The organism is Klebsiella sp. RCJ4 (assembly GCF_009025755.1).
GTDB classification, from domain to species: domain Bacteria; phylum Pseudomonadota; class Gammaproteobacteria; order Enterobacterales; family Enterobacteriaceae; genus Klebsiella; species Klebsiella michiganensis.
Map to the genome: position 1 here is coordinate 79,879 of NZ_WCIN01000047.1, position 21,105 is coordinate 100,983.

General features: G+C 57.3%; 23 protein-coding genes. 9 read left to right on the plus strand and 14 right to left on the minus strand.

Annotation, left to right across the window (positions count from 1 at the left end; translation table 11 throughout):
• Positions 1–80 precede the first annotated feature (80 nt).
• The 5 genes from artP to artJ all read left to right on the plus strand — a co-directional run bounded on the left by artP (position 81) and on the right by artJ (position 3,856).
• Positions 81–809, plus strand: coding sequence for an arginine ABC transporter ATP-binding protein ArtP (gene artP / locus F8562_RS27445; RefSeq protein ID WP_004111834.1), 729 nt, complete (start codon positions 81–83; stop codon positions 807–809).
• A 19-nt stretch (positions 810–828) separates the two neighbouring features.
• Complete coding sequence (gene artI, locus F8562_RS27450; RefSeq protein WP_004130868.1) at positions 829–1,560, plus strand: arginine ABC transporter substrate-binding protein ArtI; 732 nt, start codon at positions 829–831, stop codon at positions 1,558–1,560.
• 6 nt (positions 1,561–1,566) lie between these two features.
• Complete coding sequence (gene artQ, locus F8562_RS27455) at positions 1,567–2,283, plus strand: arginine ABC transporter permease ArtQ (protein WP_004100599.1); 717 nt, start codon at positions 1,567–1,569, stop codon at positions 2,281–2,283.
• Entirely contained in the window at positions 2,283–2,951 is a 669-nt protein-coding gene (gene artM, locus F8562_RS27460; RefSeq protein ID WP_014228606.1) for an arginine ABC transporter permease ArtM, read from the plus strand. Before artQ ends, artM begins: the two co-directional genes overlap by 1 nt.
• A 173-nt stretch (positions 2,952–3,124) precedes the next feature.
• Positions 3,125–3,856, plus strand: a complete 732-nt coding sequence (gene artJ, locus F8562_RS27465) for an arginine ABC transporter substrate-binding protein ArtJ (protein ID WP_014228605.1) — start codon at positions 3,125–3,127, stop codon at positions 3,854–3,856.
• Between the two features lie 461 nt (positions 3,857–4,317).
• On the opposite strand, the gene F8562_RS27470 is transcribed toward artJ, so the two are convergent.
• The 12 genes from F8562_RS27470 to F8562_RS27525 form a co-directional block, all read right to left on the minus strand.
• Complete coding sequence (locus F8562_RS27470) at positions 4,318–5,790, minus strand: ATP-binding protein (protein ID WP_014837940.1); 1,473 nt, start codon at positions 5,788–5,790, stop codon at positions 4,318–4,320.
• Positions 5,787–6,503: a response regulator transcription factor gene (locus tag F8562_RS27475; RefSeq protein WP_004849381.1), complete on the minus strand. Its 717-nt coding sequence runs from the start codon at positions 6,501–6,503 to the stop codon at positions 5,787–5,789. The genes F8562_RS27470 and F8562_RS27475 overlap by 4 nt, the downstream gene beginning before the upstream one ends.
• Before the next feature lie 78 nt (positions 6,504–6,581).
• Positions 6,582–7,712, minus strand: a complete 1,131-nt coding sequence (gene rlmC / locus F8562_RS27480; protein WP_014837939.1) for a 23S rRNA (uracil(747)-C(5))-methyltransferase RlmC — start codon at positions 7,710–7,712, stop codon at positions 6,582–6,584.
• 42 nt (positions 7,713–7,754) lie between these two features.
• The gene (locus F8562_RS27485) at positions 7,755–8,243 is read right to left on the minus strand and encodes a YbjO family protein (RefSeq protein WP_004100588.1); all 489 of its coding nucleotides are present in this window, start codon (positions 8,241–8,243) and stop codon (positions 7,755–7,757) included.
• A 57-nt stretch (positions 8,244–8,300) separates the two neighbouring features.
• A complete protein-coding gene (gene potI, locus F8562_RS27490) occupies positions 8,301–9,146 on the minus strand; it encodes a putrescine ABC transporter permease PotI (RefSeq protein WP_004130847.1) in 846 nt (281 codons plus the stop codon).
• The gene (gene potH, locus F8562_RS27495; RefSeq protein WP_014228601.1) at positions 9,143–10,096 is read right to left on the minus strand and encodes a putrescine ABC transporter permease PotH; all 954 of its coding nucleotides are present in this window, start codon (positions 10,094–10,096) and stop codon (positions 9,143–9,145) included. The genes potI and potH overlap by 4 nt, the downstream gene beginning before the upstream one ends.
• A gap of 10 nt (positions 10,097–10,106) precedes the next feature.
• A complete protein-coding gene (potG, locus tag F8562_RS27500) occupies positions 10,107–11,240 on the minus strand; it encodes a putrescine ABC transporter ATP-binding subunit PotG (protein WP_004134592.1) in 1,134 nt (377 codons plus the stop codon).
• Positions 11,241–11,342: 102 nt separating this feature from the next.
• Positions 11,343–12,455 (minus strand): spermidine/putrescine ABC transporter substrate-binding protein PotF, encoded by a 1,113-nt coding sequence (gene potF / locus F8562_RS27505; RefSeq protein WP_014837938.1) that lies wholly within the window; start codon positions 12,453–12,455, stop codon positions 11,343–11,345.
• A 348-nt stretch (positions 12,456–12,803) separates the two neighbouring features.
• Positions 12,804–13,283, minus strand: a complete 480-nt coding sequence (locus tag F8562_RS27510) for a YbjN domain-containing protein (protein ID WP_014837937.1) — start codon at positions 13,281–13,283, stop codon at positions 12,804–12,806.
• 89 nt (positions 13,284–13,372) lie between these two features.
• Positions 13,373–14,275 carry a 30S ribosomal protein S6--L-glutamate ligase gene (gene rimK / locus F8562_RS27515; protein ID WP_009653278.1) on the minus strand — a complete coding sequence of 301 codons (903 nt, stop codon included), beginning with the start codon at positions 14,273–14,275 and terminating at the stop codon, positions 13,373–13,375.
• A gap of 103 nt (positions 14,276–14,378) precedes the next feature.
• A complete protein-coding gene (nfsA, locus tag F8562_RS27520) occupies positions 14,379–15,101 on the minus strand; it encodes a nitroreductase NfsA (protein WP_014228599.1) in 723 nt (240 codons plus the stop codon).
• The gene (locus F8562_RS27525; RefSeq protein WP_009653259.1) at positions 15,085–15,375 is read right to left on the minus strand and encodes a YbjC family protein; all 291 of its coding nucleotides are present in this window, start codon (positions 15,373–15,375) and stop codon (positions 15,085–15,087) included. Before F8562_RS27525 ends, nfsA begins: the two co-directional genes overlap by 17 nt.
• Before the next feature lie 204 nt (positions 15,376–15,579).
• On the opposite strand from F8562_RS27525, the gene F8562_RS27530 reads away from it, so the two are divergent.
• Positions 15,580–15,843, plus strand: coding sequence for a GrxA family glutaredoxin (locus F8562_RS27530; RefSeq protein WP_004100567.1), 264 nt, complete (start codon positions 15,580–15,582; stop codon positions 15,841–15,843).
• 6 nt (positions 15,844–15,849) lie between these two features.
• Here the strand turns inward: F8562_RS27530 and ybjM are convergent, their stop codons facing one another.
• Positions 15,850–16,233, minus strand: coding sequence for an inner membrane protein YbjM (gene ybjM / locus F8562_RS27535; protein WP_004849358.1), 384 nt, complete (start codon positions 16,231–16,233; stop codon positions 15,850–15,852).
• Positions 16,234–16,500: 267 nt separating this feature from the next.
• Here ybjM and F8562_RS27540 point away from each other — a divergent pair, with 267 nt between their 5' ends.
• Positions 16,501–18,186 carry an aspartate:alanine antiporter gene (locus F8562_RS27540; RefSeq protein WP_004849356.1) on the plus strand — a complete coding sequence of 562 codons (1,686 nt, stop codon included), beginning with the start codon at positions 16,501–16,503 and terminating at the stop codon, positions 18,184–18,186.
• Positions 18,187–18,344: 158 nt separating this feature from the next.
• Here F8562_RS27540 and F8562_RS27545 read toward each other — a convergent pair whose 3' ends face one another.
• On the minus strand, positions 18,345–18,887 hold the full coding sequence (locus tag F8562_RS27545; protein ID WP_014228592.1) for a TetR/AcrR family transcriptional regulator: 543 nt from the start codon (positions 18,885–18,887) through the stop codon (positions 18,345–18,347).
• 182 nt (positions 18,888–19,069) lie between these two features.
• On the opposite strand from F8562_RS27545, the gene F8562_RS27550 reads away from it, so the two are divergent.
• Both F8562_RS27550 and F8562_RS27555 read left to right on the plus strand, forming a co-directional pair.
• Positions 19,070–20,272, plus strand: coding sequence for an MFS transporter (locus F8562_RS27550; protein WP_014228591.1), 1,203 nt, complete (start codon positions 19,070–19,072; stop codon positions 20,270–20,272).
• Entirely contained in the window at positions 20,272–21,087 is an 816-nt protein-coding gene (locus tag F8562_RS27555; RefSeq protein WP_014837935.1) for a Cof-type HAD-IIB family hydrolase, read from the plus strand. The genes F8562_RS27550 and F8562_RS27555 overlap by 1 nt, the downstream gene beginning before the upstream one ends.
• Positions 21,088–21,105 lie beyond the last annotated feature (18 nt).

The following is a 21,105-nucleotide window of genomic DNA, read 5'->3' on the forward strand; positions in this document are numbered from 1 at the left end:
TTAACGCATAAATATTGCATAACTATTCTGCCAAAGGTACTATTTGCGGCCTCAATTGCTATATGTATCAGACTGCCCAGATGAGCATAAAATTAAACGGCATTAATTGCTTCTACGGCGCACACCAGGCGCTGTTCGACATCACGCTGGATTGCCCGCAGGGGGAAACGCTGGTGCTGCTCGGCCCAAGCGGTGCCGGTAAAAGCTCGCTGCTGCGCGTCCTTAATCTGCTGGAGATGCCGCGTTCCGGTACGCTGCATATCGCCGGAAATCATTTCGACTTTACCAAAGCGCCTTCTGACAAAGCCATTCGCGAGCTGCGCCAGAACGTGGGTATGGTGTTCCAACAGTACAATCTGTGGCCGCATCTGACCGTGCAGCAAAATCTGATTGAAGCTCCCTGCCGCGTGCTCGGTTTGAGCAAAGATCAGGCTCTCGCCCGCGCTGAAAAGCTGCTCGAACGTCTGCGCCTGAAACCCTATAGCGATCGCTACCCGCTGCATCTTTCCGGCGGCCAGCAGCAGCGCGTCGCTATTGCCCGTGCCCTGATGATGGAACCGCAGGTTCTGCTGTTCGATGAACCCACGGCGGCGCTCGATCCAGAAATCACCGCCCAGATCGTCAGTATTATCCGCGAACTGGCTGAAACCGGTATTACGCAGGTTATCGTCACCCACGAAGTGGAAGTGGCGCGCAAAACAGCCAGCCGCGTGGTCTATATGGAAAATGGCCATATCGTTGAACAAGGTGATGCCGGCTGCTTCGCGCATCCGCAGACCGACGCGTTTAAAAACTATCTTTCACATTGATGTTTTCGGGGAAATGACGATGAAAAAAGTACTGATTGCCGCTCTTCTTGCGGGCATGAGCCTCTCCGCTACCGCAGCCCAGACCATTCGTTTCGCCACCGAGGCCTCCTACCCTCCGTTTGAATCGATCGACGCCAATAACAAAATTGTCGGCTTTGATGTCGATCTGGCGAACGCGCTGTGTAAAGAGATTGATGCCACCTGCACCTTTACCAACCAGGCTTTCGACAGCCTGATCCCCAGCCTGAAGTTCCGCCGTTTCGACGCGGTCATGGCCGGGATGGACATCACCCCTGAGCGTGAAAAACAGGTGCTGTTCACCACCCCGTACTATGAAAACTCCGCGCTGTTCGTCGGCCAGCAGGGTAAATTCACCAGCATTGACGCCCTGAAAGGCAAAAAAGTCGGCGTGCAGAACGGCACCACTCACCAGAAATTCATCACCGACAAACACCCGGAAATCACGACCGTTCCTTACGACAGCTACCAGAATGCGAAGCTGGACCTGCAGAACGGCCGTATTGATGCCGTATTCGGCGATACCGCCGTGGTGACCGAATGGCTGAAGAGCAATCCGAAGCTGGCCGCGGTGGGCGACAAGGTGACCGATAAAGACTACTTCGGCACCGGTCTCGGCATTGCGCTGCGCCAGGGCAATACCGAACTGCAGCAGAAATTTAACGCTGCGCTGGAAAAAGTGAAAAGCGATGGGACTTACCAGTCTATCTATAACAAATGGTTCCAGAAGTAACGCTGAATGAACGAATTTTTTCCATTAGCAAGCGCCGCCGGGATGACCGTCGGCCTTGCCGTTTGCGCCCTGATCATCGGCCTGGTGCTGGCGATGCTCTTTGCCGTCCTCGAGTCGGTAAAGCTGCGTCCGGTCGCCTGGCTCGCAACCGGCATTGTCACCCTTTTGCGCGGACTACCGGAAATTCTGGTGGTTCTGTTTATCTATTTTGGTTCCTCACAGCTGCTGCTGACCCTTTCTGACGGTTTTACGATCAATCTCGGCATTGTGCAGATCCCGGTACAGATGCAGATTGAAAACTTCGACGTCAGTCCGTTCCTCTGCGGGGCTATCGCGCTTTCTCTGCTGTATGCCGCTTACGCATCGCAGACCCTGCGCGGAGCGCTTAAAGCCGTTCCGCAGGGGCAATGGGAATCCGGTCAGGCGCTGGGATTATCGAAAGCCGCTATTTTCTTTCGCTTAGTGATGCCGCAAATGTGGCGCCACGCGCTGCCGGGACTCGGCAACCAGTGGCTGGTGCTGCTGAAGGATACCGCGCTGGTGAGCCTGATCAGCGTCAACGATCTGATGCTGCAAACTAAAAGCATCGCCACCCGAACCCAGGAGCCGTTTAACTGGTATATCATCGCGGCGGCAATCTATCTGGTCATCACCCTGTTGAGTCAGTACATTCTGAAACGTATTGACCAGCGTGCGACGCGCTTCGAACGGAGACCAGGCTGATGCTTGATTACTTACCCGAACTGCTAAAAGGGCTGCATACCAGCCTGACGCTGACCGCAGCCTCTATCGTCGTGGCGCTGATTCTGTCGCTGATCTTCACCATCATTCTGACGCTAAAAACGCCGGGGCTGGTGTGGATCGTGCGCGGCTATATCACGCTGTTTACCGGCACGCCGCTGCTGGTGCAGATCTTCCTGATTTACTACGGCCCGGGACAGTTCCCGTCGCTGCAGGAGTATCCGGTACTCTGGCATCTGATTTCCGAGCCCTGGCTCTGCGCGCTGATCGCCCTTTCTCTCAACAGCGCCGCTTATACCACGCAGCTGTTTTATGGCGCCATTCGCGCCATCCCGGATGGCCAGTGGCAATCCTGCGGCGCGCTGGGAATGAGTAAGAAAGATACGCTGGCGATCCTGCTGCCGTACGCCTTTAAACGCGCCCTCTCCTCCTACTCCAACGAAGTGGTGCTGGTGTTCAAGAGTACGTCTCTGGCCTACACCATTACCCTGATGGAAGTGATGGGCCACAGCCAGCTGCTCTATGGACGTACCTATGATGTGATGGTGTTCGGCGCCGCCGGCATTGTCTATCTGGTGGTCAATGGCCTGCTGACGCTGCTGATGCGCCTGGTGGAACATAAAGCGCTGGCCTTTGAGCGACGTAATTAAAAACGCATAAACAGCCAAATCAAGACGGATAAGTTCACTGAATTATCCGTCTTTTTTTATCTTAATTAAAATAGATATCCATGATTATTGAATATAAATTCATTTAGTGGCATTGTTACTCCCAGCCGCAGACACGGCACAACATCATAAGATTGACCGACGGGAGTTCCACAATGAAAAAGTTAGTTCTGGCCGCACTGCTTAGCACTTTCGCCTTTGGCGCCGCTGCCGCAGAAAAAATCAGCTTTGGCGTTTCTGCAACTTACCCACCGTTTGAATCGATGGACGCCAATAACCAGATCGCCGGTTTCGACATCGATCTGGCAAACGCGCTGTGTAAGCAGATGCAGGCTGAGTGTACGTTTACCAACCATGCCTTCGACAGCCTGATCCCGGCGCTCAAATTCAAGAAATATGATGCGGTCATCTCCGGCATGGACATTACCCCGGAGCGCAGCAAGCAGGTGGCGTTTACCGACCCGTACTACGCTAACTCCGCGCTGGTTATCTCGAAGAAAGATGCCTTCCACTCTTTCGCCGATCTGAAAGGCAAACGTATCGGGATGGAAAACGGCACCACGCACCAGAAATACCTGCAGGATAAACATCCGGAAGTGAAAACCGTGGCTTACGATAGCTACCAGAATGCGTTTATCGACCTGAAAAATGGCCGTATTGATGGGGTGTTTGGCGATACCGCCGTGGTCAACGAGTGGCTAAAAACCAACCCGCAGCTGGGCGCGGCAACGCCGAAAGTCACCGACGCGCAGTACTTCGGTACCGGCCTCGGCATTGCGGTACGCCCGGATAACAAAGCGCTGCTGGAAAAACTGAACGCCGCGCTGAAGGCGATTAAAGCCGACGGCACCTACGAGAAAATCAGCAAGCAGTGGTTCCCGGAGTAAACATTCCCGGAGGCGGCGCTTGATGCGCCTGTCCGGGCTACCGGCCCGCAGACAGCCGTGGCCCCGTAGCCCGGGCAAGCGCAGAGCGGCCCGGGACGAAGCCACACCAAAGCCTCAACCCCGGCGCATTCCCCGGGTTGCGGCGTAAACGCCTTACCCGGGCTACCGGCCCGCAGACAGCCGTGGCCCCGTAGCCCGGGCAAGCGCAGCGCGGCCCGGGACGAAGCCGCACCAAAGCCTCAATCCCGGCGCATTTCCCGGGTTGCGGCGTAAACGCCTTACCCGGGCACCGGCCCGCAGACAGTCGTGGCCCCGTAGCCCGGGCAAGCGCAGCGCGGCCCGGGACGAAGCCGCACCAAAGCCTCAATCCCGGCGCATTTCCCGGGTTGCGGCGTAAACGCCTTACCCGGGCTACCGTTTAGCAGGCGGCGATAGACCGCCCGATCGGCCAATCCGCCACCTTACACCGGCAGGGTAAACTGGAAACAGGCCCCTGCCGGCGCTTCAAGCAGGCGAATATCGCCGCCGTGCAGCTGCAGCATCCGCCGCACAATCATCAACCCCAGCCCTCCTCGTGATGCGCTTTGCGCGCCAGGTTCAAGCACCGAAGGCCGTTCGAACAAGGTAGCCCGCAGCTCACCGGCAACGCCCGGTCCGCTATCGGCCACCTCGACGATAAACTCCGGCCCTGAGCGACGCGCCGTCAGGCGGATAAGCCCACCTTCCGGCGTATGGCGAATGGCGTTATCGAGCAGATTAGTCAGCACCCGTTCAATCATCGAGAGATCCGCCGTTATCGGCGGTAGCCCGGCGGCCAGATCCAGCCGTAGACCGATATTGCGCGTCGCGATTGCCAGGTCGAATTTTTGCGCGACATCCTGCACCAGCTCAGCCAGCACAAAGGTTTCCGGCTGCGGCTTAATCCCTCCGTGCTCCAGGCGAGCCAGCTCAAACAGCTGCTGAGAAAGATGGCGGACCTTGTTCCCCTGGCGCAGGGCGATATTCAGATACTGCTTGTTCTCCTCCATCGTCAGGCGATCGGCCTTCAGGCTTAACGTTTCCAGATATCCCAGCAAAGAGGTGAGCGGCGTGCGTAAATCGTGGGAGATATTGGCGACAAATTCTCGCCGCTGGCGATCGCTGTCGGCCAGACGGTCCCACTGCCCGGCAATCTGATGAGCCAGTTCAATAAAGCGATTATGCAGCACGGCCACTTCATTCCCCGGGTTCGCCTCCGGAGTTTGCGCCGCCAGCGCCTTTATCGCATGAATACTGTCCTGGCTGTCGGTTGCCACCAGCGCGGTGAGCTGACGCACCGGGCGCGTTACCCAGAACCAGGCAAGCCAGCCCGCCAGCCCGCCGAGACCGGCCACCAGCAGCAGAGTCCACAGCAACAGGCTCCACAAGGTTTTCTGCCACGCGCTCGCCGCCAGTTCATTAAAGGTTTCACCCTGCAGGATAATGTAGAGATAGCCGCGCAGCTGGCCGTCCTGGCGCAGCGGCGCCACGCTAAACACCTTTTGCTTATCAAGGCTGCGCGGATCGTCGCCGTACACCGGCCAGGCGCCGCCGGAAAGAAACGTTTGCACCGGCGCCAGATCGATGCGCTGGCGCTTAATATGCCCCGGCGGCGCGGCGTCGGCCAGCAGCTCGCCGTCGGGCGAAAGCAGATACAGCTCCACGCTAGGATTGAAGGTCATCAGCCGATCAAAAAGCGGCTTCAGCATCCGGCGATCAACCTGCCCCTGAGCGTCCAACAGCGGCTCGCGGGCGGCGATCTGCTGCGCCAGCCCGGCGGAGAGACGCTGGACCATGACGTTGCCGTACTGCGCGCTGCTGTACAGCTGGATCAGACAAACGGCTATGGCACAGAGCAGCAGCAGTGAGGTAAACACCAGAGCCAGGCGCTGGCTGAGGCTGAGACGGCGGATCATGGCTGCGCCTCTTTGCGTTCCACGGCAAATTTATAGCCTTTTCCCCAGACGGTCAGAATGATGTCCGGCTCCGCCGGGTCGCGCTCAATTTTGGTGCGCAGGCGGTTGATATGGGTATTGACCGTATGCTCATAGCCGTCGTGCTGATAGCCCCACACCCGATCAAGCAGCTCAAGGCGGGAAAAGACCTCCCCCGGATGGCGGGCAAAGTAGTAGAGCAGGTCGAACTCGCGCGGCGTCAGATCCACCGTCTCGCCGCGCAGCTTAACGTCGCGCGACAAGGGGTCAATGCTTAAACCATGGCTGGCGATACGGCCGGCATCCATTAGCAGATTCTGCCCCATCGCCTCCTGACGACGGAACACCGCTTTGACTCTGGCGGTCAGTTCGAGAATCGAAAACGGTTTGGCCAGATAATCATCCGCTCCCATCTCCAGCCCCTGTACCCGCTGGGTTTCGCTGGCGCGAGCGCTGATAATAATCACCGGCAGATAGCGGGTTTGCTGACGAATGCGCCGACAAATTTCCAGACCGTCTACGCCCGGCAGCATCAGGTCGAGGATCACCGCATCCCAAAGCTCTTTTTCCAGCAGGCGCAGGGCCTGGGCTCCGTCCGCCACGTGGACAATCTGATAGCCCTCATCCAGCAGATTCAGGCGCAGCAGCGCGGCGATATCTTCATCATCTTCAACCAACAGGATTTTTTTTGCCACCGGCAGCACTCCGCTATTCTTACGTTCTGATTAGCCAAGCTTACCCGATCTTCACCGCCTGAAGAGTTCACATTTTGTTTATACTTCGCGAACCAGCAGGGTCAGCACCTCATAGTGGGCGGTATGGGGGAACATATCGAACAGCTGGACGCGCTCAATGCGATAACCGGCCAGGCGAGCGATATCTTTCGCCATCGTCCGGGCGTTGCAGCTGGAGTAGATAATAAAGCCTGGCGCCATACGGTTTAAATAGTCGCACAGGCCGTCGCCGATACCGCGACGCGGCGGATTCACCAGCACCAGATCGGGAATATCGCCTTCGCCGGTCGCAAACTGCGTGGAATCGAGCGCCTGAAAATGCAGATTATTCAGCCCGAGCTGCGCCGCGGACTGCTTCGCGCAGGCGATCGCCTCCGGGGCAATTTCAATCCCGGTCAGGCGCATCTCAGGCGTTGCGCTGTGCAGACCAAAGCCGCCCACCCCGCAGAAGAGATCCCACATGTGGTTGACCGGCAGCTGGCGCACCCAGTCGCGAGCGGTGGCATACAGGCGGCTGGCCACCGCCGGGTTGGTCTGAAAGAAGCTTTGCGGGCGGATCCACAGCGGCACGCCGTTGAAATTTTCCGCCAGCGCCTGCTGGTCGGTGAGGAAAATTTCCCGCTCTCCTTCCATGATGGCCATATGCACCGGCTGAATATTGGCGGTAATCACCTGCAGCTGCGGCAGCAGCGCCTGAAGCTCCGGCAGCGCGGCGCGCAGCTGGGCAAGCTTGCTCTCCGAGCGCAGGACAAAGCGCAGCATCATACCGCCGTCGAGCCGGCTTTCGGTCAGCAGAATGTACTTCAGCTCTCCGCGCCTGCGGGCAACGTTATAGGGCGTGAGCCCGGCGCGGGCGATAAACGGCTTGAGCGCAGCGAAGACGGGCGCGAAGCTTTGCGGATAAAGCGGGCAGTCGGTCAGGTCTTCCGGGGCGCCATCACGGTGCAGCATCCCGAGCAGCGGGCGCTCCACGCTACCGCTGACCACCATTTTCGCTTTGTTGCGAAACCCGCTTTCCGGCCCGCAAATCGGTGCGCACCAGTCAGCGACAGGCGCATCGGCGAGAAGCGCGCGCAGATCGGCCATTTTATTGGCGAGCTGTTGGGATACCGGCAGTTCCAGCCACTGGCAGGAGCGGCAGCGACCCGCGTCATAAAGTGCGCAATGCATAACAAGACCTTCAAAAAAACAGGGGCGGGGATTGTATCACCGTTACTGTAAACGGAAAAAGCGTCGGCACGGGGCCGGCACAAACAGCATCGCCAGCACCAGCAGATCCGGTAGTTTTTGCAGCACCAGGGAGCGAAAGATTTCGCGCTTCGATTCCCCGGCAATACTAAACAGCTCGGGATAACCGTAGCCCAATGAAGCGGCCCACAGGTAGCCAATGACGATAATCTGCGTCAACAAGAACAGCCAACGCGCCCAGTTGCGCCCTTTTACCAGCGAAAACGCGCACCAGATTTCAATAAATACCAGCACCAGACTTGAGAGAAACACCAGGGTAAGCGCCCAGGTCTGCACGCTGCGATGGACAAAATCCGCGATTCCCTGAACGCCAAGCTGGTTGAGGATCATCAGCAAATCCAGGCCGCGGATTAAAATAATGGCGAAGGCCGCCACCTGCACCAGCGCAGGAACGTTAAGACGAGCATGAGACGAACGCGTTTTAGTAAACAATCCCAACGTAAAGTCTTCCATGAAAACGGCGCCACAAATGCGGCGCCGATGTTAACTCTATTGCAGATTTTAGGTGGTTCAGCCGCTTCTTGCACGCTGGATATCGCGCACCCGCTGCTTTTCCGCGCGGGCCATCAAATACCAGGCGATAAAACCAACAATCCCGACCACGCCGAGGATTAACGTCGCCAGGGCGTTAATCTCCGGGTTGACCCCCATGCGCACGCTGGAGAAGACCAGCATCGGCAGCGTCGTCGCCCCCGGCCCGGAAACAAAGCTGGCAATAACCAGGTCGTCGAGCGACAACGTAAAGGCCAGCAGCCAACCGGAGACCACCGCCGGCATAATCATCGGCAGCGTAATGACGAAAAAGACCTTCAGCGGCGCGGCGCCCAGATCCATCGCCGCCTCTTCAATAGAGTGGTCCAGCTCACGCAGGCGCGATGAAATGACCACCGCGACGTACGCGGTACAGAAGGTGACGTGCGCCAGCCAGATGGTCAGCATGCCGCGATCCGACGGCCAGCCAATTGAATGCCCCAGCGCGACAAACAGCAGCAGCAGCGACAGGCCGGTAATCACATCGGGCATCACCAGCGGCGCGGTGATCATAAAAGCAAAGCCGTTTGAACCGCGGAAGCGGCCAAAACGCACCATCACCACTGCGGCAATGGTACCGAGGATCACCGCCGCCGTCGCGGCGCAGGCGGCAATGGTCAGACTTAAGCCTACCGCGCTCATCATCGCATCGTCATGAAACAGCTCGCGATACCAGCGCGTCGACCACCCCGCCCATACCGTCACCAGCTTTGAGCTGTTGAATGAGTAAATCACCAGCATCAGCATCGGGGCATACAGAAAGGTAAAGCCGAGCAGCAGAATCAAAATTCGCCACGGCGAACGGACTACCGGTAAATTATTCATCCGTGTTCCCCCACCTGTTTTTGCTGATGCTTGTGGAACCACATGATCGGTACGATCAGCAGCAACAGCATCACGATCGCCACCGCAGACGCCACCGGCCAGTCGCGGTTATTGAAAAACTCCTGCCACAGCACGCGGCCAATCATAATGCTGTCTGGCCCGCCCAGCAGTTCCGGGATAACGAACTCCCCGACTGCCGGAATAAACACCAGCATCGACCCGGCAATAATCCCGCCTTTGGTGAGGGGAACGATCACCTGGAAGAAGGTCTTCAGCGGCCGGGCCCCCAGATCCAGCGACGCCTCTACCAGCGAGTAATCGATACGCGTGAGGGCGGTATAGATCGGCAGCACCATAAACGGCAGATAGGCGTAAACAATACCGATATAGACCGCCAGGTTGGTGTGCAGGATCTCCAGCGGCTGGTCGATGACCCCCAGCCACAGCAGGAAGTTGTTCAGCACGCCGTTGCTTTTCAGCAGCCCCATCCAGGCATAAACGCGGATCAGGAAGGAGGTCCATGAGGGTAGGATCACCAGCAGCAGCAGGATATTTCGCGTCGATGGCTTACTGTGCGCCACCGCCCACGCCAGCGGATACCCCAACAGCAGGCAGCAGAACGTCGAGATCGCCGCCACCTGAAGCGATTGCAGATACGCTTCAAAATAGAGCGGATCGTCGGTGAGCTGCAGGAAATTCCCGAGATTCAGCGTTAACGTAAGCTGACCGTCGGCCCACTCCAGCAGGTCGGTATAGGGTGGGATCGCCCGCGCCATCTCCGCAAGGCTGATTTTAAAGACGATCAGGAACGGCAGCAGAAACAGCAGGATCAGCCACACGTAGGGCAGCGCAATGACCAGCTTGCGCCCGTGGGCCATCTGCAGCCGCGCCAGCCACAGCGCAAAACCGCCAGGTTTTTTTACGCCTGACGGGGGTTCTAATGTACTCATCGCCCTCTCCTTACACCGTCAACACGACGCAGCTATCGGCATCCCAGCACAAACGCACCTCATCACCCCAGGTGGGAGCCCCTTTACGGTAACGGTGTTCGTTTTGCAGCTGAGCGCTCAGCATCTGCCCGCTTTTCAGGCGCACATGGTAGATAGACAGGTCGCCGAGATAGGCAATATAGATAACCTCGCCCACCGCGAAGTTATAGCCATCCGCGGGCGGGTCTTCGCAGAGCATGATTTTTTCCGGGCGCAGGGCCACCCACACCGGCACGTTATCGACGACTGAGGCATCGGGATCGACCTTCAGCGGATGGGTCAGGCCCGGAGAGTCCAGCACCAGGCCATCTTCCTGACGCTCTTTCACCAGCCCTTCAAAGACGTTGACCGAGCCGATAAACTCCGCGCTGTAGCGGGTGGTCGGGTGCTCGTAGATTTCCTCCGGCTCGCCGATTTGCACGAACTTACCGCGGTTCATAATGGCGATACGCCCCGCCATGGTCATCGCCTCTTCCTGATCGTGGGTCACCATCACGCAGGTAACGCCGACGCGCTCAAGGATATCGACCACTTCCAGCTGCATCCTGTCGCGCAGCTTCTTATCCAGCGCCCCCATTGGCTCATCAAGCAGCAGCAGTTTCGGTCTTTTCGCCAGGCTGCGGGCCAGGGCCACGCGCTGACGCTGGCCGCCGGAGAGCTGATGCGGTTTACGCTTTGCGAACTCCTGCATATGCACCAGCGCCAGCATCTCCTGCACCCGGCTGGTGATTTCGGCCTTGGGCAATTTGTCCTGCTTGAGGCCAAAGGCGATATTCTGCTCCACCGTCATATGGGGAAACAGCGCGTAGGACTGGAACATCATATTAATCGGCCGCTGATACGGCGGCACCCGCGCCAGATCGACGCCATCCAGGACAATCTGTCCGGCGGTAGGCTGTTCAAATCCCGCCAGCATGCGCAGCAGGGTTGACTTGCCGCAGCCGGATGCGCCCAGCAGGGCAAAAATTTCGCCTTTATAAATGGTGAGATTGACGTCATCGACGGCGTGCTGGCCATCGAAGGACTTGGTTAAATTACGGATTTCCAGCAGCGGGGTCAGCGCTTTGGGGGTTTTCGCCTGCGGGCGAGGAATCACATCATTCACGGGGTGTTCTCCGGCAGAAATCAAATCATGGTGCAGGCGCACCATCGCGGTGCGCCTGTTGCCGGCAGCGCGACGCTTATCCGGCCTACAACTCACGGAGAATTACTTACCGCTTTTCACCTTCGTCCACGCGCGAGTACGCACGCGGTCGATTTTCGGATCCTGGACTTTCAGGGTGAACAGCTTGGCGAAGACGTCAGCCGGCGGGTAAATGGCCGGGTTATTGCGGATCGCTTCGCTGACCAGCGGAACAGAGGCTTTGTTGCCGTTAGCGTAATAGACATGATCGCTGATGTGGGCGATAACCTCCGGACGCATCAGATAGTTCAGGAACTGATAAGCCTCATCTTTGTTTTTCGCATCCGCCGGCATGGCGAAGACGTCGAAGAACGCCAGCGCGCCCTCTTTCGGAATATAGTAGGAAACATTCACCCCGTTTTTCGCTTCTTTCGCCCGGTTAGCCGCCTGCCATACGTCGCCCGCCCAGCCGATAGCGACGCAGATATCACCGTTCGCCAAGTCGTTGATGTACTGAGAGGAGTGGAAATAGCGAATATTCGGACGCAGCTTCAGCAGCAGATCGGTCGCCGGGCCGGTGTAGTCATCGGCTTTAGTACTGTTAGGATCTTTGCCGAGATAGTTCAGCAAGGTGGCGAAAATCTCTTCCGGGGCATCCAGGAAGGAGACGCCGCAGCTTTTCAGCTTTTCCAGGTTTTCCGGCTTCATCACCAGATCCCAGCTGTCCAGCGGCGCATCTTTGCCCAGCACGGCTTTCACTTTATCGATGTTATAGCCTATGCCGGTTGTCGCCCACAGGTACGGGATCGCGTATTTATTGTCGGGGTCGTGCTTCGCGACCAGCTTCAATACTTCCGGATCGAGATTTTTCCAGTTGGGAAGCTTACTTTTATCCAGCGGCTGGAACACCCCGGCCGCCAGCTGGCGCTCAAGGAAGCTCGCCGACGGCACCACCAGGTCAAAACCGGTGCTGCCCGCCATGAGCTTACCCTCCAGCACTTCGTTGGAGTCAAAGACGTCATACACCACTTTAATACCGGTCTCTTTTTCAAAATTCGCCACCGTATCCGGCGCAATATAATCAGACCAGTTATAAACATGCAGGGTTTTTTGTTCGGCTGCGAGCGAACCGGCAGAAACGGCCATCAGCGCACCCGTAACCAGACCTGTTAACCATTTTTTACCAAAGGCGGTCATATCTCTTATTCCTTCTCAATGCCCGTTAACAAGCGGGCTGAATATACGCACTTGTTCGCATGCAATAATCATGCATATTTTTTCATTGCCTAAGAAAAGGAGAGAGGACCTCTCCCGGAATGGTTGCCCGCAACTGGAAGCAGCGTCAGAATAACTGTAGCCAGAATAAGAGGCTATAGCCCAGGTAAAAAAACGGCTTTTATCAATTTTTTATGCAATAAGGGTCTATGTGATAAGCCGAAAGCGGCGGAATGGCGGTGAAAAATTCTTTTACGGAAGGTTAATAGCAGAATAAAAGCATGTAATACGCAGCCGCTATGGCAGTGGCTGCGCTATTTTTCGACAGGCTTAGTGAAGAAAATGGTACTGAATATTCTCAGCCACCGCCTCTTCTTCCTCAGACTTATACAGCACCTGATTGGCGCTGGCTTCGAGGATGACCATCGATATCTGTTCTTCGCTCTGGCGGAAAAACCACGCGAACTGATCGATCGTCACGCCGACGCCTACGGTCAAGGCCTGGCACACCACCAGCTTCGGCAGATTATCATCCTGAATATCGAGGAAAGCTTTCACCGTCAACGAACTGGCGTTAATCGCAGAAAGATCGGCGGAGAGCGGCAGCAGCGCGGAGGGTTTCACCTCTGCCAGCGCGGAGAAAAGCACCACGTTATCCACCAGATCAAGTTTGGCATCAAAAATGCCTTCGAAATTTTGCATATGCGGCAGGTGCAGTGCCTGGCAGGAATCACACTCAAAAAAGCTGATGCCCAATTCGTCGAGCCATTGACGTAACGTATCAAGACCCGGAACGACCAGTGAATCCATATGACCTGTGACCTCTTACTGTGAAAAATGCGACGCCATAGCTTACGCAAAAAAAGCGTCCTGTACCATGACGGTGTCGTGAAAGGGAATTATCCGCCCATTTTCAGACAAAATCCGGGCGTGGCTTGTCGTTCGATCCAGGCGATCATTTTGCCGGCAATATCGACGCCGGTGGTGGTTTCAATTCCTTCCAGCCCAGGAGAAGCATTGACCTCCATCACCAGAGGACCGCGCGCGGCGCGCAGGATATCAACGCCGGCCACGTCCAGCCCGAGCGTTTGCGCGGCCTTGATGGCCATTTCACGCTCCTGCTCGCTGATATACGCCACCGACGCCACGCCGCCGCGATGCAGGTTAGAGCGAAAATCCCCCTCCTTCGCCCGCCGTTCAATTGCCGCCACCACTTCATTACCCACCACGAGGCAACGCACGTCCCGCCCCTTCGCCTCGGCGATATACTCCTGCACCAGAATATGCGCATTCAGGCCGCGAAAAGCGTCGATGACGCTCTCTGCCGCCTGGCGCGTTTCGGCCAGCACGACGCCGATGCCCTGGGTACCCTCCACCAGCTTTACCACCAGCGGCGCGCCGCCAACCATGGCAATCAGGTCGCTGGTATCGTCTGGCGAATGGGCAATACCGGTGAGCGGCAGATCGATCCCCTGACGGGCCAGCAGCTGGAGCGAGCGCAGCTTGTCGCGGGCGCGGGTAATCGCCACCGATTCATTCAGCGGATAGCTGCCCAGCAGCTCAAACTGACGCAGCGCCGCGGTACCATAGTAGGTGATCGCCGTGCCAATGCGCGGGATCACGGCGTCGAAATGCGGGAGCTGGCGACCTTTATAGTGAATCGACGAGGCCACCGGGCTGACGTTCATATAACAGGAAAGCGGATCGAGGATTTCCACCTGGTGCCCGCGTTTTTGCGCGGCTTCGCGCAGGCGTCGACATGAATAAAGCGTTCCATCCCGGGATAATATGGCAATTTTCACCCTGCACCTCTGCGAAAAGACCCGCTCTGGCGGGCCTCTGGTAGTCAATTAGCGCTGACCTGCGGAATTTCCTTGCGTCAGACCGAGGGCAGTTTACACGCAATCAGCGCGTAGCCCATCCCTGCTTATGCAGATATTGCAGAATAAACGGACGGCTCTCTTTAACAATAGTCCGACGGATATGGTCGCTCCAGGTATCGCGACGCGTATTGCTGCCGCGAGAGAGATAATACTGCGCTATCTGCTCGTCATATTCCGCAAGCACCGCGTCGTCCACCGGCTGATAGTGATTTTCATGCATCAGCATCGCCGACGGCATGCGCGGTTTCACCTCCGGGTTATCGTCCGGCCAGCCAAGGCACAGGCCAAACAGCGGCAGTACGTGCTGCGGGAGCTTCAGCAGCTCGGTCACCGCATCGATATTGTTGCGCAGGCCGCCAATATAGACGCCGCCGAGGCCAAGGGATTCCGCCGCCACCAGCGCATTCTGCGCCAGAATCGCGGTATCGACGCAGCCCAGCAGCAGCTGTTCGGCGAGGCCCAGCTGAGCGTCCGGGCAGATTTGCAGATTGCGATTGAAATCAGCGCAGAATACCCAAAATTCAGCGGCCTGCGCTACGTGCTGCTGGCCGCCGCTCAGCGGGACCAGCTGTTGGCGTATTTCCGGGTCGGTAACGCGAATAATTGAGGAGCATTGTAAAAAACTGGAGCTGGAAGCGCCCTGCGCGCTGGCAATAATCGCGGCGCGCTGTTCGTCGCTTATCGGCGCGTCGGTAAAATGGCGAATAGAACGGTGGCTACGCAGCAGCTCAATGGTCGGCGTCATCTCGTTTTTCTCTGTCAGGCAATGAAGAAGGTGGGGTTTTCGTTTGCGTCAACTGCGGGGCAATCACTTTCGCCACTCGCCACATTAACGCCACGGCGGCCGGAAGCATCAGCAGGATCCCCGCGAAGATCATCAGCAGCGCCGCCGTTGGGCTGGAAAACGGCGCGGGCAGGCTGACGTACTGGTTGAGCGAGAGCCAGGCCAGGGTCAACAGCACCATGCCGATAATCTCGACTACCAGAATGCTTTTTGGTAATGCAGCGGGCGATCGCATAACGCTCCTCCGGTCAAAATCATGCACGCCCCCGGGCAAAAACCGGTCGCGTATCAGGGGAGTATAGCGGTTTCATCAGCAGAATATTTACCAAACATAGCCTTAAGCCATCGAAGCAAAAGGCAGAACCTTCTTTCCCTCCTCGACATAACGCGGCATGATACGCGGCATTCGCCATCCGGCTGAGGTTTAAGGAGAAGGACTATGTTTACGGTAATTTTTGGTCGTCCAGGCTGCCCCTATTGCGTTCGCGCCAAAGAGCTGGCGGAAAAACTGAGCAACGAGCGTGATGATTTTAACTATCGCTATATTGATATTCACGCAGAAGGCATCAGCAAAGCCGACCTGGAAAAAACCGTGGGTAAACCGGTTGAAACCGTACCGCAGATTTTTGTCGATCAGAAGCACATTGGCGGCTGCACTGACTTTGAAGCCTGGGCGAAAGAGAATCTCGGCCTGTTCGCCTGAGACGGCTCACTCCTCTGACGAGTGCCTGCGTCTGGTATCAAGCCAGGCGCAAATAAACAAAAAGCACAGCGCGCCCAGCGCGCACCAGAACACCGCGCTAAACAGCCACGCCAGTTCCTGCCAGAAAGAACGCTCGGTCACAAAGAAAAGCCGCATAACCACCAGACAGACAGGTGCAGCCAGCATCGCGCCGATAAGCGGACGCAGCACCCGCTGCCCGGGAGAGAGGCAGCTTGCCGCCGCACCGGGGAGCAAAAAGAACAGCAGCCCGAGCTCAGGGTGACCGGTAGCCCGAAAGGCGCCTTTCATATGTAACAGTAGTGATAAACAAACCACGATAAATAGAAAGAACCCACAGATAATACCGGCCCAAGCACGCTCAGATTTCACGACATCCTCCTGATTTTGCCTCTAACCAACTTCCACTTCGCCCAGTCAGATAAAGATTCTGGCAATCCATGCCAATAAAAGATCCCGTCAATGTAAACACGATTGTTACTAGCCGCAGCCTCCAGGAAAGATTAAACTGTCGACTATATTTTGCTGGTTATAACGGGATGCCAGAATAGCGTTCGGGACAACGCGAACACTGGACCAACCTTAGACCAAATAACCATTTCCTTCAACAACTTACTAGTAAATGAGAAGTTGGCTTTCGTGAATATAAACGTCGCAGATTTGTTAAACGGGAATTACATCCTGTTATTGTTCGTTGTGCTTGCATTAGGACTCTGCCTCGGGAAACTGCGTCTCGGGTCGGTACAACTTGGTAATTCCATTGGCGTTTTAGTGGTTTCCCTATTATTAGGGCAACAGCATTTCAGTATTAACACTGATGCCCTCAATCTCGGCTTTATGCTGTTTATTTTCTGCGTCGGCGTGGAAGCGGGGCCCAACTTTTTTTCTATTTTTTTTCGCGACGGCAAAAATTACCTGATGCTCGCGCTGGTGATGGTCGGCAGCGCGATGCTGATCGCCATGGGGCTGGGTAAGCTCTTCGGCTGGGATATCGGCCTGACGGCCGGGATGCTCGCCGGCGCCATGACCTCCACGCCCGTGCTGGTGGGCGCCGGGGATACGCTACGGCACTTCGGCATGCCCAGCGACCAGCTCGCCCTCTCGCTCGATCATCTGAGCCTCGGCTATGCGCTGACCTACCTGATTGGCCTGGTCAGCCTGATCGTCGGCGCCCGCTATATGCCGAAGCTGCAGCATCAGGATTTGCAGACCAGCGCCCAGCAAATCGCCCGCGAGCGCGGCCTCGATACCGACTCCCGGCGCAAGGTCTATCTGCCGGTGATCCGCGCCTACCGCGTCGGTCCGGAGCTGGTGGCGTGGGCTGATGGTAAAAACCTGCGCGAGCTGGGCATTTACCGCCAGACCGGCTGCTACATTGAGCGCATCCGCCGCAACGGCATTCTCGCGAACCCGGACGGCGATGCGGTGCTGCAGATGGGCGATGATATCGCCCTGGTGGGTTACCCGGATGCCCATGCCCGCCTCGACCCAAGCTTCCGTAACGGCAAAGAGGTCTTCGACCGCGATCTGCTCGATATGCGCATCGTCACCGAAGAGATCGTGGTCAAAAACCACAATGCCGTCGGCCGTCGCCTGGCGCAGCTGAAGCTGACCGATCACGGCTGCTTCTTAAACCGCGTTATCCGCAGCCAGATCGAAATGCCTATCGACGATAACGTGGTGCTCAACAAGGGCGATGTGCTGCAGGTCAGCGGCGACGCGCGTCGCGTTAAAACCGTCGCGGATCGTATCGGCTTTATCTCCATCCACAGCCAGGTGACCGACCTGCTCGCCTTCTGCGCCTTCTTTATCGTTGGCCTGATGATCGGCATGATCACCTTCCAGTTCAGCTCGTTCAGCTTCGGCATCGGTAACGCCGCCGGTCTGCTGTTTGCCGGCATTATGCTCGGTTTCCTGCGCGCCAACCATCCGACGTTTGGCTACATTCCGCAGGGAGCGCTGAATATGGTGAAGGAGTTCGGCCTGATGGTGTTTATGGCAGGCGTGGGGCTCAGCGCGGGCGCCGGCATAAATAACGGCCTCGGCGCCGTCGGCGGTCAAATGCTGGCGGCGGGCCTTATCGTCAGCCTGGTGCCGGTGGTTATCTGTTTCCTGTTCGGCGCGTACGTGCTGCGCATGAACCGGGCGATGCTCTTCGGCGCCATGATGGGGGCCCGTACCTGCGCGCCGGCGATGGAAATCATCAGCGATACCGCGCGCAGCAATATTCCTGCGCTGGGATACGCGGGGACCTACGCCATCGCTAACGTATTGTTAACCCTGGCAGGTACGCTGATTGTCATCATCTGGCCAGGACTACAGTGAATTTTTTAAGAAAAAAAACGCGCATACGCAGAACTTTTTTTGCTGGCATCAGTCATAAGTAGTGCCACTGCTTTTCTTTGATGTCCCCATTTTGTGGAGCCCATCAACCCCGCCATTTAGGTTCAAGGTTGATGGGTTTTTTGTTTTCTGCGCCCCGCTCACGCTCCCGCCAGCCGGTCTACCATCAGTCGAATCGCTTCTCTCGATAGCGGCGCTCTGTCGGTCACGAAGTGCAGCGTCATCCCCTCGATAAAGGCGTCAAGCCCGCGGGCCGTGGCCGGTTCAAACCACTGCTCAAGGGTCCGCTGGCTGCGCAGCATCCAGTTCTGCATGACCGCTTTTAAATTCGGCTGGCTGCTGCAAAAAGCATACAGCTGATACATCAGCTCCATATTGCGCGCGGTGGTCACCTGGGCGCTAAAAATCAGCTCCGCAATGGCGTCACAGGCCTCTTCGCGGCTATGCACATCGGCAAAAAACTGCTGATACTGCGCCGACATCTGGCCGGTAAACAGGCTGAACGCCTCTTCGACCAGCGCCTCAATGCCGCTGAAATAGTAGGTCAGCGAGCCCAGCGGCACGCCCGCGCAGGTGGCGATTTTCCGGTGCGTGACCGCGTGGATACCGTGTATCGCGATCGTGTCCAGCGTCGCCTGCAAAATCCGCTCCCGCCGCTGCGGGTCGTTTGGTCGACGGGCCATCCCCTTTTCCTCTTTCATTTAAACAGATGCTGAATCCCACGGCGTACGCGTCAAATATGCCTCAGGCTGAATCAAATCATAGAGGTCAATAAAAAAGCATTCCGCGGCAGCCTGCCTGGATGTACAAATGTACACAACCTTGCTACTGTTGTCTGCATCTCTTCACTCTCGGGCATTTACGGATGACAGCGCAAACCTCCCGCAGAGCCCTTCAGCTAAGGCTGTGGGCGCTCTTCATGTTCTTTTTTATTCCCGGATTACTCATGGCTTCATGGGCGACCCGCACGCCGGCGATTCGCGATCTGCTCGCGCTATCGACGGCGGAAATGGGGATTGTATTATTTGGACTATCAATAGGTTCGATGAGCGGCATCCTCTGCTCAGCGTGGCTGGTCAATCGATTCGGCACCCGTAAAGTGATTCGCGCCACCATGTCCTGCGCGGTGGTCGGCATGCTGGTGCTCAGCGCCGCGCTATGGTTTACCTCAGCGGTGCTGTTTGCTATCGGCTTAGCCATCTTCGGCGCCAGCTTTGGCTCCGCGGAAGTGGCCATTAACGTCGAAGGCGCCGCCGTTGAACGTGAGATGAATAAAACCGTCCTGCCGATGATGCATGGTTTCTACAGCTTCGGTACGCTCGTCGGCGCCGGGATTGGTATGGCGGTAACCGGCTTCGGCCTGCCCGCCGCGCCGCACATCCTGCTGGCGGCGCTGGTGGCCGTCGCCCCCATTGCTATCGCCATTCGCGCGATCCCTGAAGGCACCGGCAAAAATGCGGCGGAAGCGGCGCGCCATGAAGGCAAAGGCCTGCCGATATGGCGCGATGCCCAGCTGCTGCTGATTGGCGCGATCGTCCTGGCCATGGCCTTTGCTGAAGGCTCCGCCAACGACTGGCTGCCGCTGCTGATGGTTGACGGCCACGGCTTCAGCCCAACCTCCGGCTCGCTGATTTACGCAGGCTTCACCCTCGGCATGACCCTTGGCCGCTTTACCGGCGGCTGGTTTATTGACCGCTACAGCCGGGTGACGGTGGTTCGCGCCAGCGCGGTAATGGGCGCCCTGGGCATTGGCCTGATTATTTTCGTCGATAACCCGTGGGTCGCCGGTCTCTCCGTACTATTATGGGGTCTCGGCGCGTCGCTGGGCTTCCCGCTGACCATTTCTGCCGCCAGCGACACCGGCCCCGATGCGCCGAAGCGCGTCAGCGTGGTGGCGATTACCGGCTACCTCGCCTTCCTCGTCGGGCCGCCGCTGCTGGGCTTTCTCGGCGAACACTTCGGCCTGCGCAGCGCCATGATGGTGGTGCTGGCACTCGTGCTGGTCGCGGCCATCGTCGCTCGCGCGGTAGCGAAGCCACAATCCGAACCCGTGATGGAGAACAGTTAATGAGCATCAAAATGATTGCGGTAGACATGGACGGCACTTTTCTGAGCGATGCCAAAACCTATAACCGTCAGCGCTTCCTCGCCCAGTATCAACGGATGCGCGAGCAGGGCATCCGCTTCGTCGTCGCCAGCGGCAACCAGTATTACCAGCTTATCTCCTTCTTCCCGGAGGTAGCGCACGAGATCGCCTTTGTCGCCGAAAACGGCGGCTGGGTGGTCAGCGCCGGAGAAGATGTATTTAACTGCCGGATGCCGCAGGAACATTTCAATACCGTCATCGATCATCTCCAGACGCTGACCAACATTGAAATTATCGCCTGCGGTAAGCGCAGCGCTTATACCCTCAACCAGTATAATGATGAGCTGAAAGCGGTCGCGGCAAAGTACTATCATCGCCTCGAACTGGTCGACGACTTTAATCATATTGCTGATGATGCGATTCTGAAATTTGGCCTCAACGTCCCGGACCAGCTGATCCCTGAGATACAGCCGAAGCTGCACGCCGCGCTTGGCGATATGGTAACCGCGGTCGCTACCGGCTACGGCAGCATTGACCTGATTATTCCTGGGGTACACAAAGCTAACGGACTGCGCATCCTGCAGGAGCGCTGGGGGATCGAGAACCATGAAGTGGTGGCGTTTGGCGATAGCGGCAACGATATTGAAATGCTACAGCATGCCGGATTCGGTTACGCGATGGCCAACGCCGCCGCGCCGGTGAAGGCCGTCGCTGGCTATCGTGCGCCGCACAATAACGAAGAAGGCGTACTGCATATTATTGATAAAGTGCTTAATCGCGAAGCGCCGTTCGCCTGAGGGCGCGCCTGCTGCGGC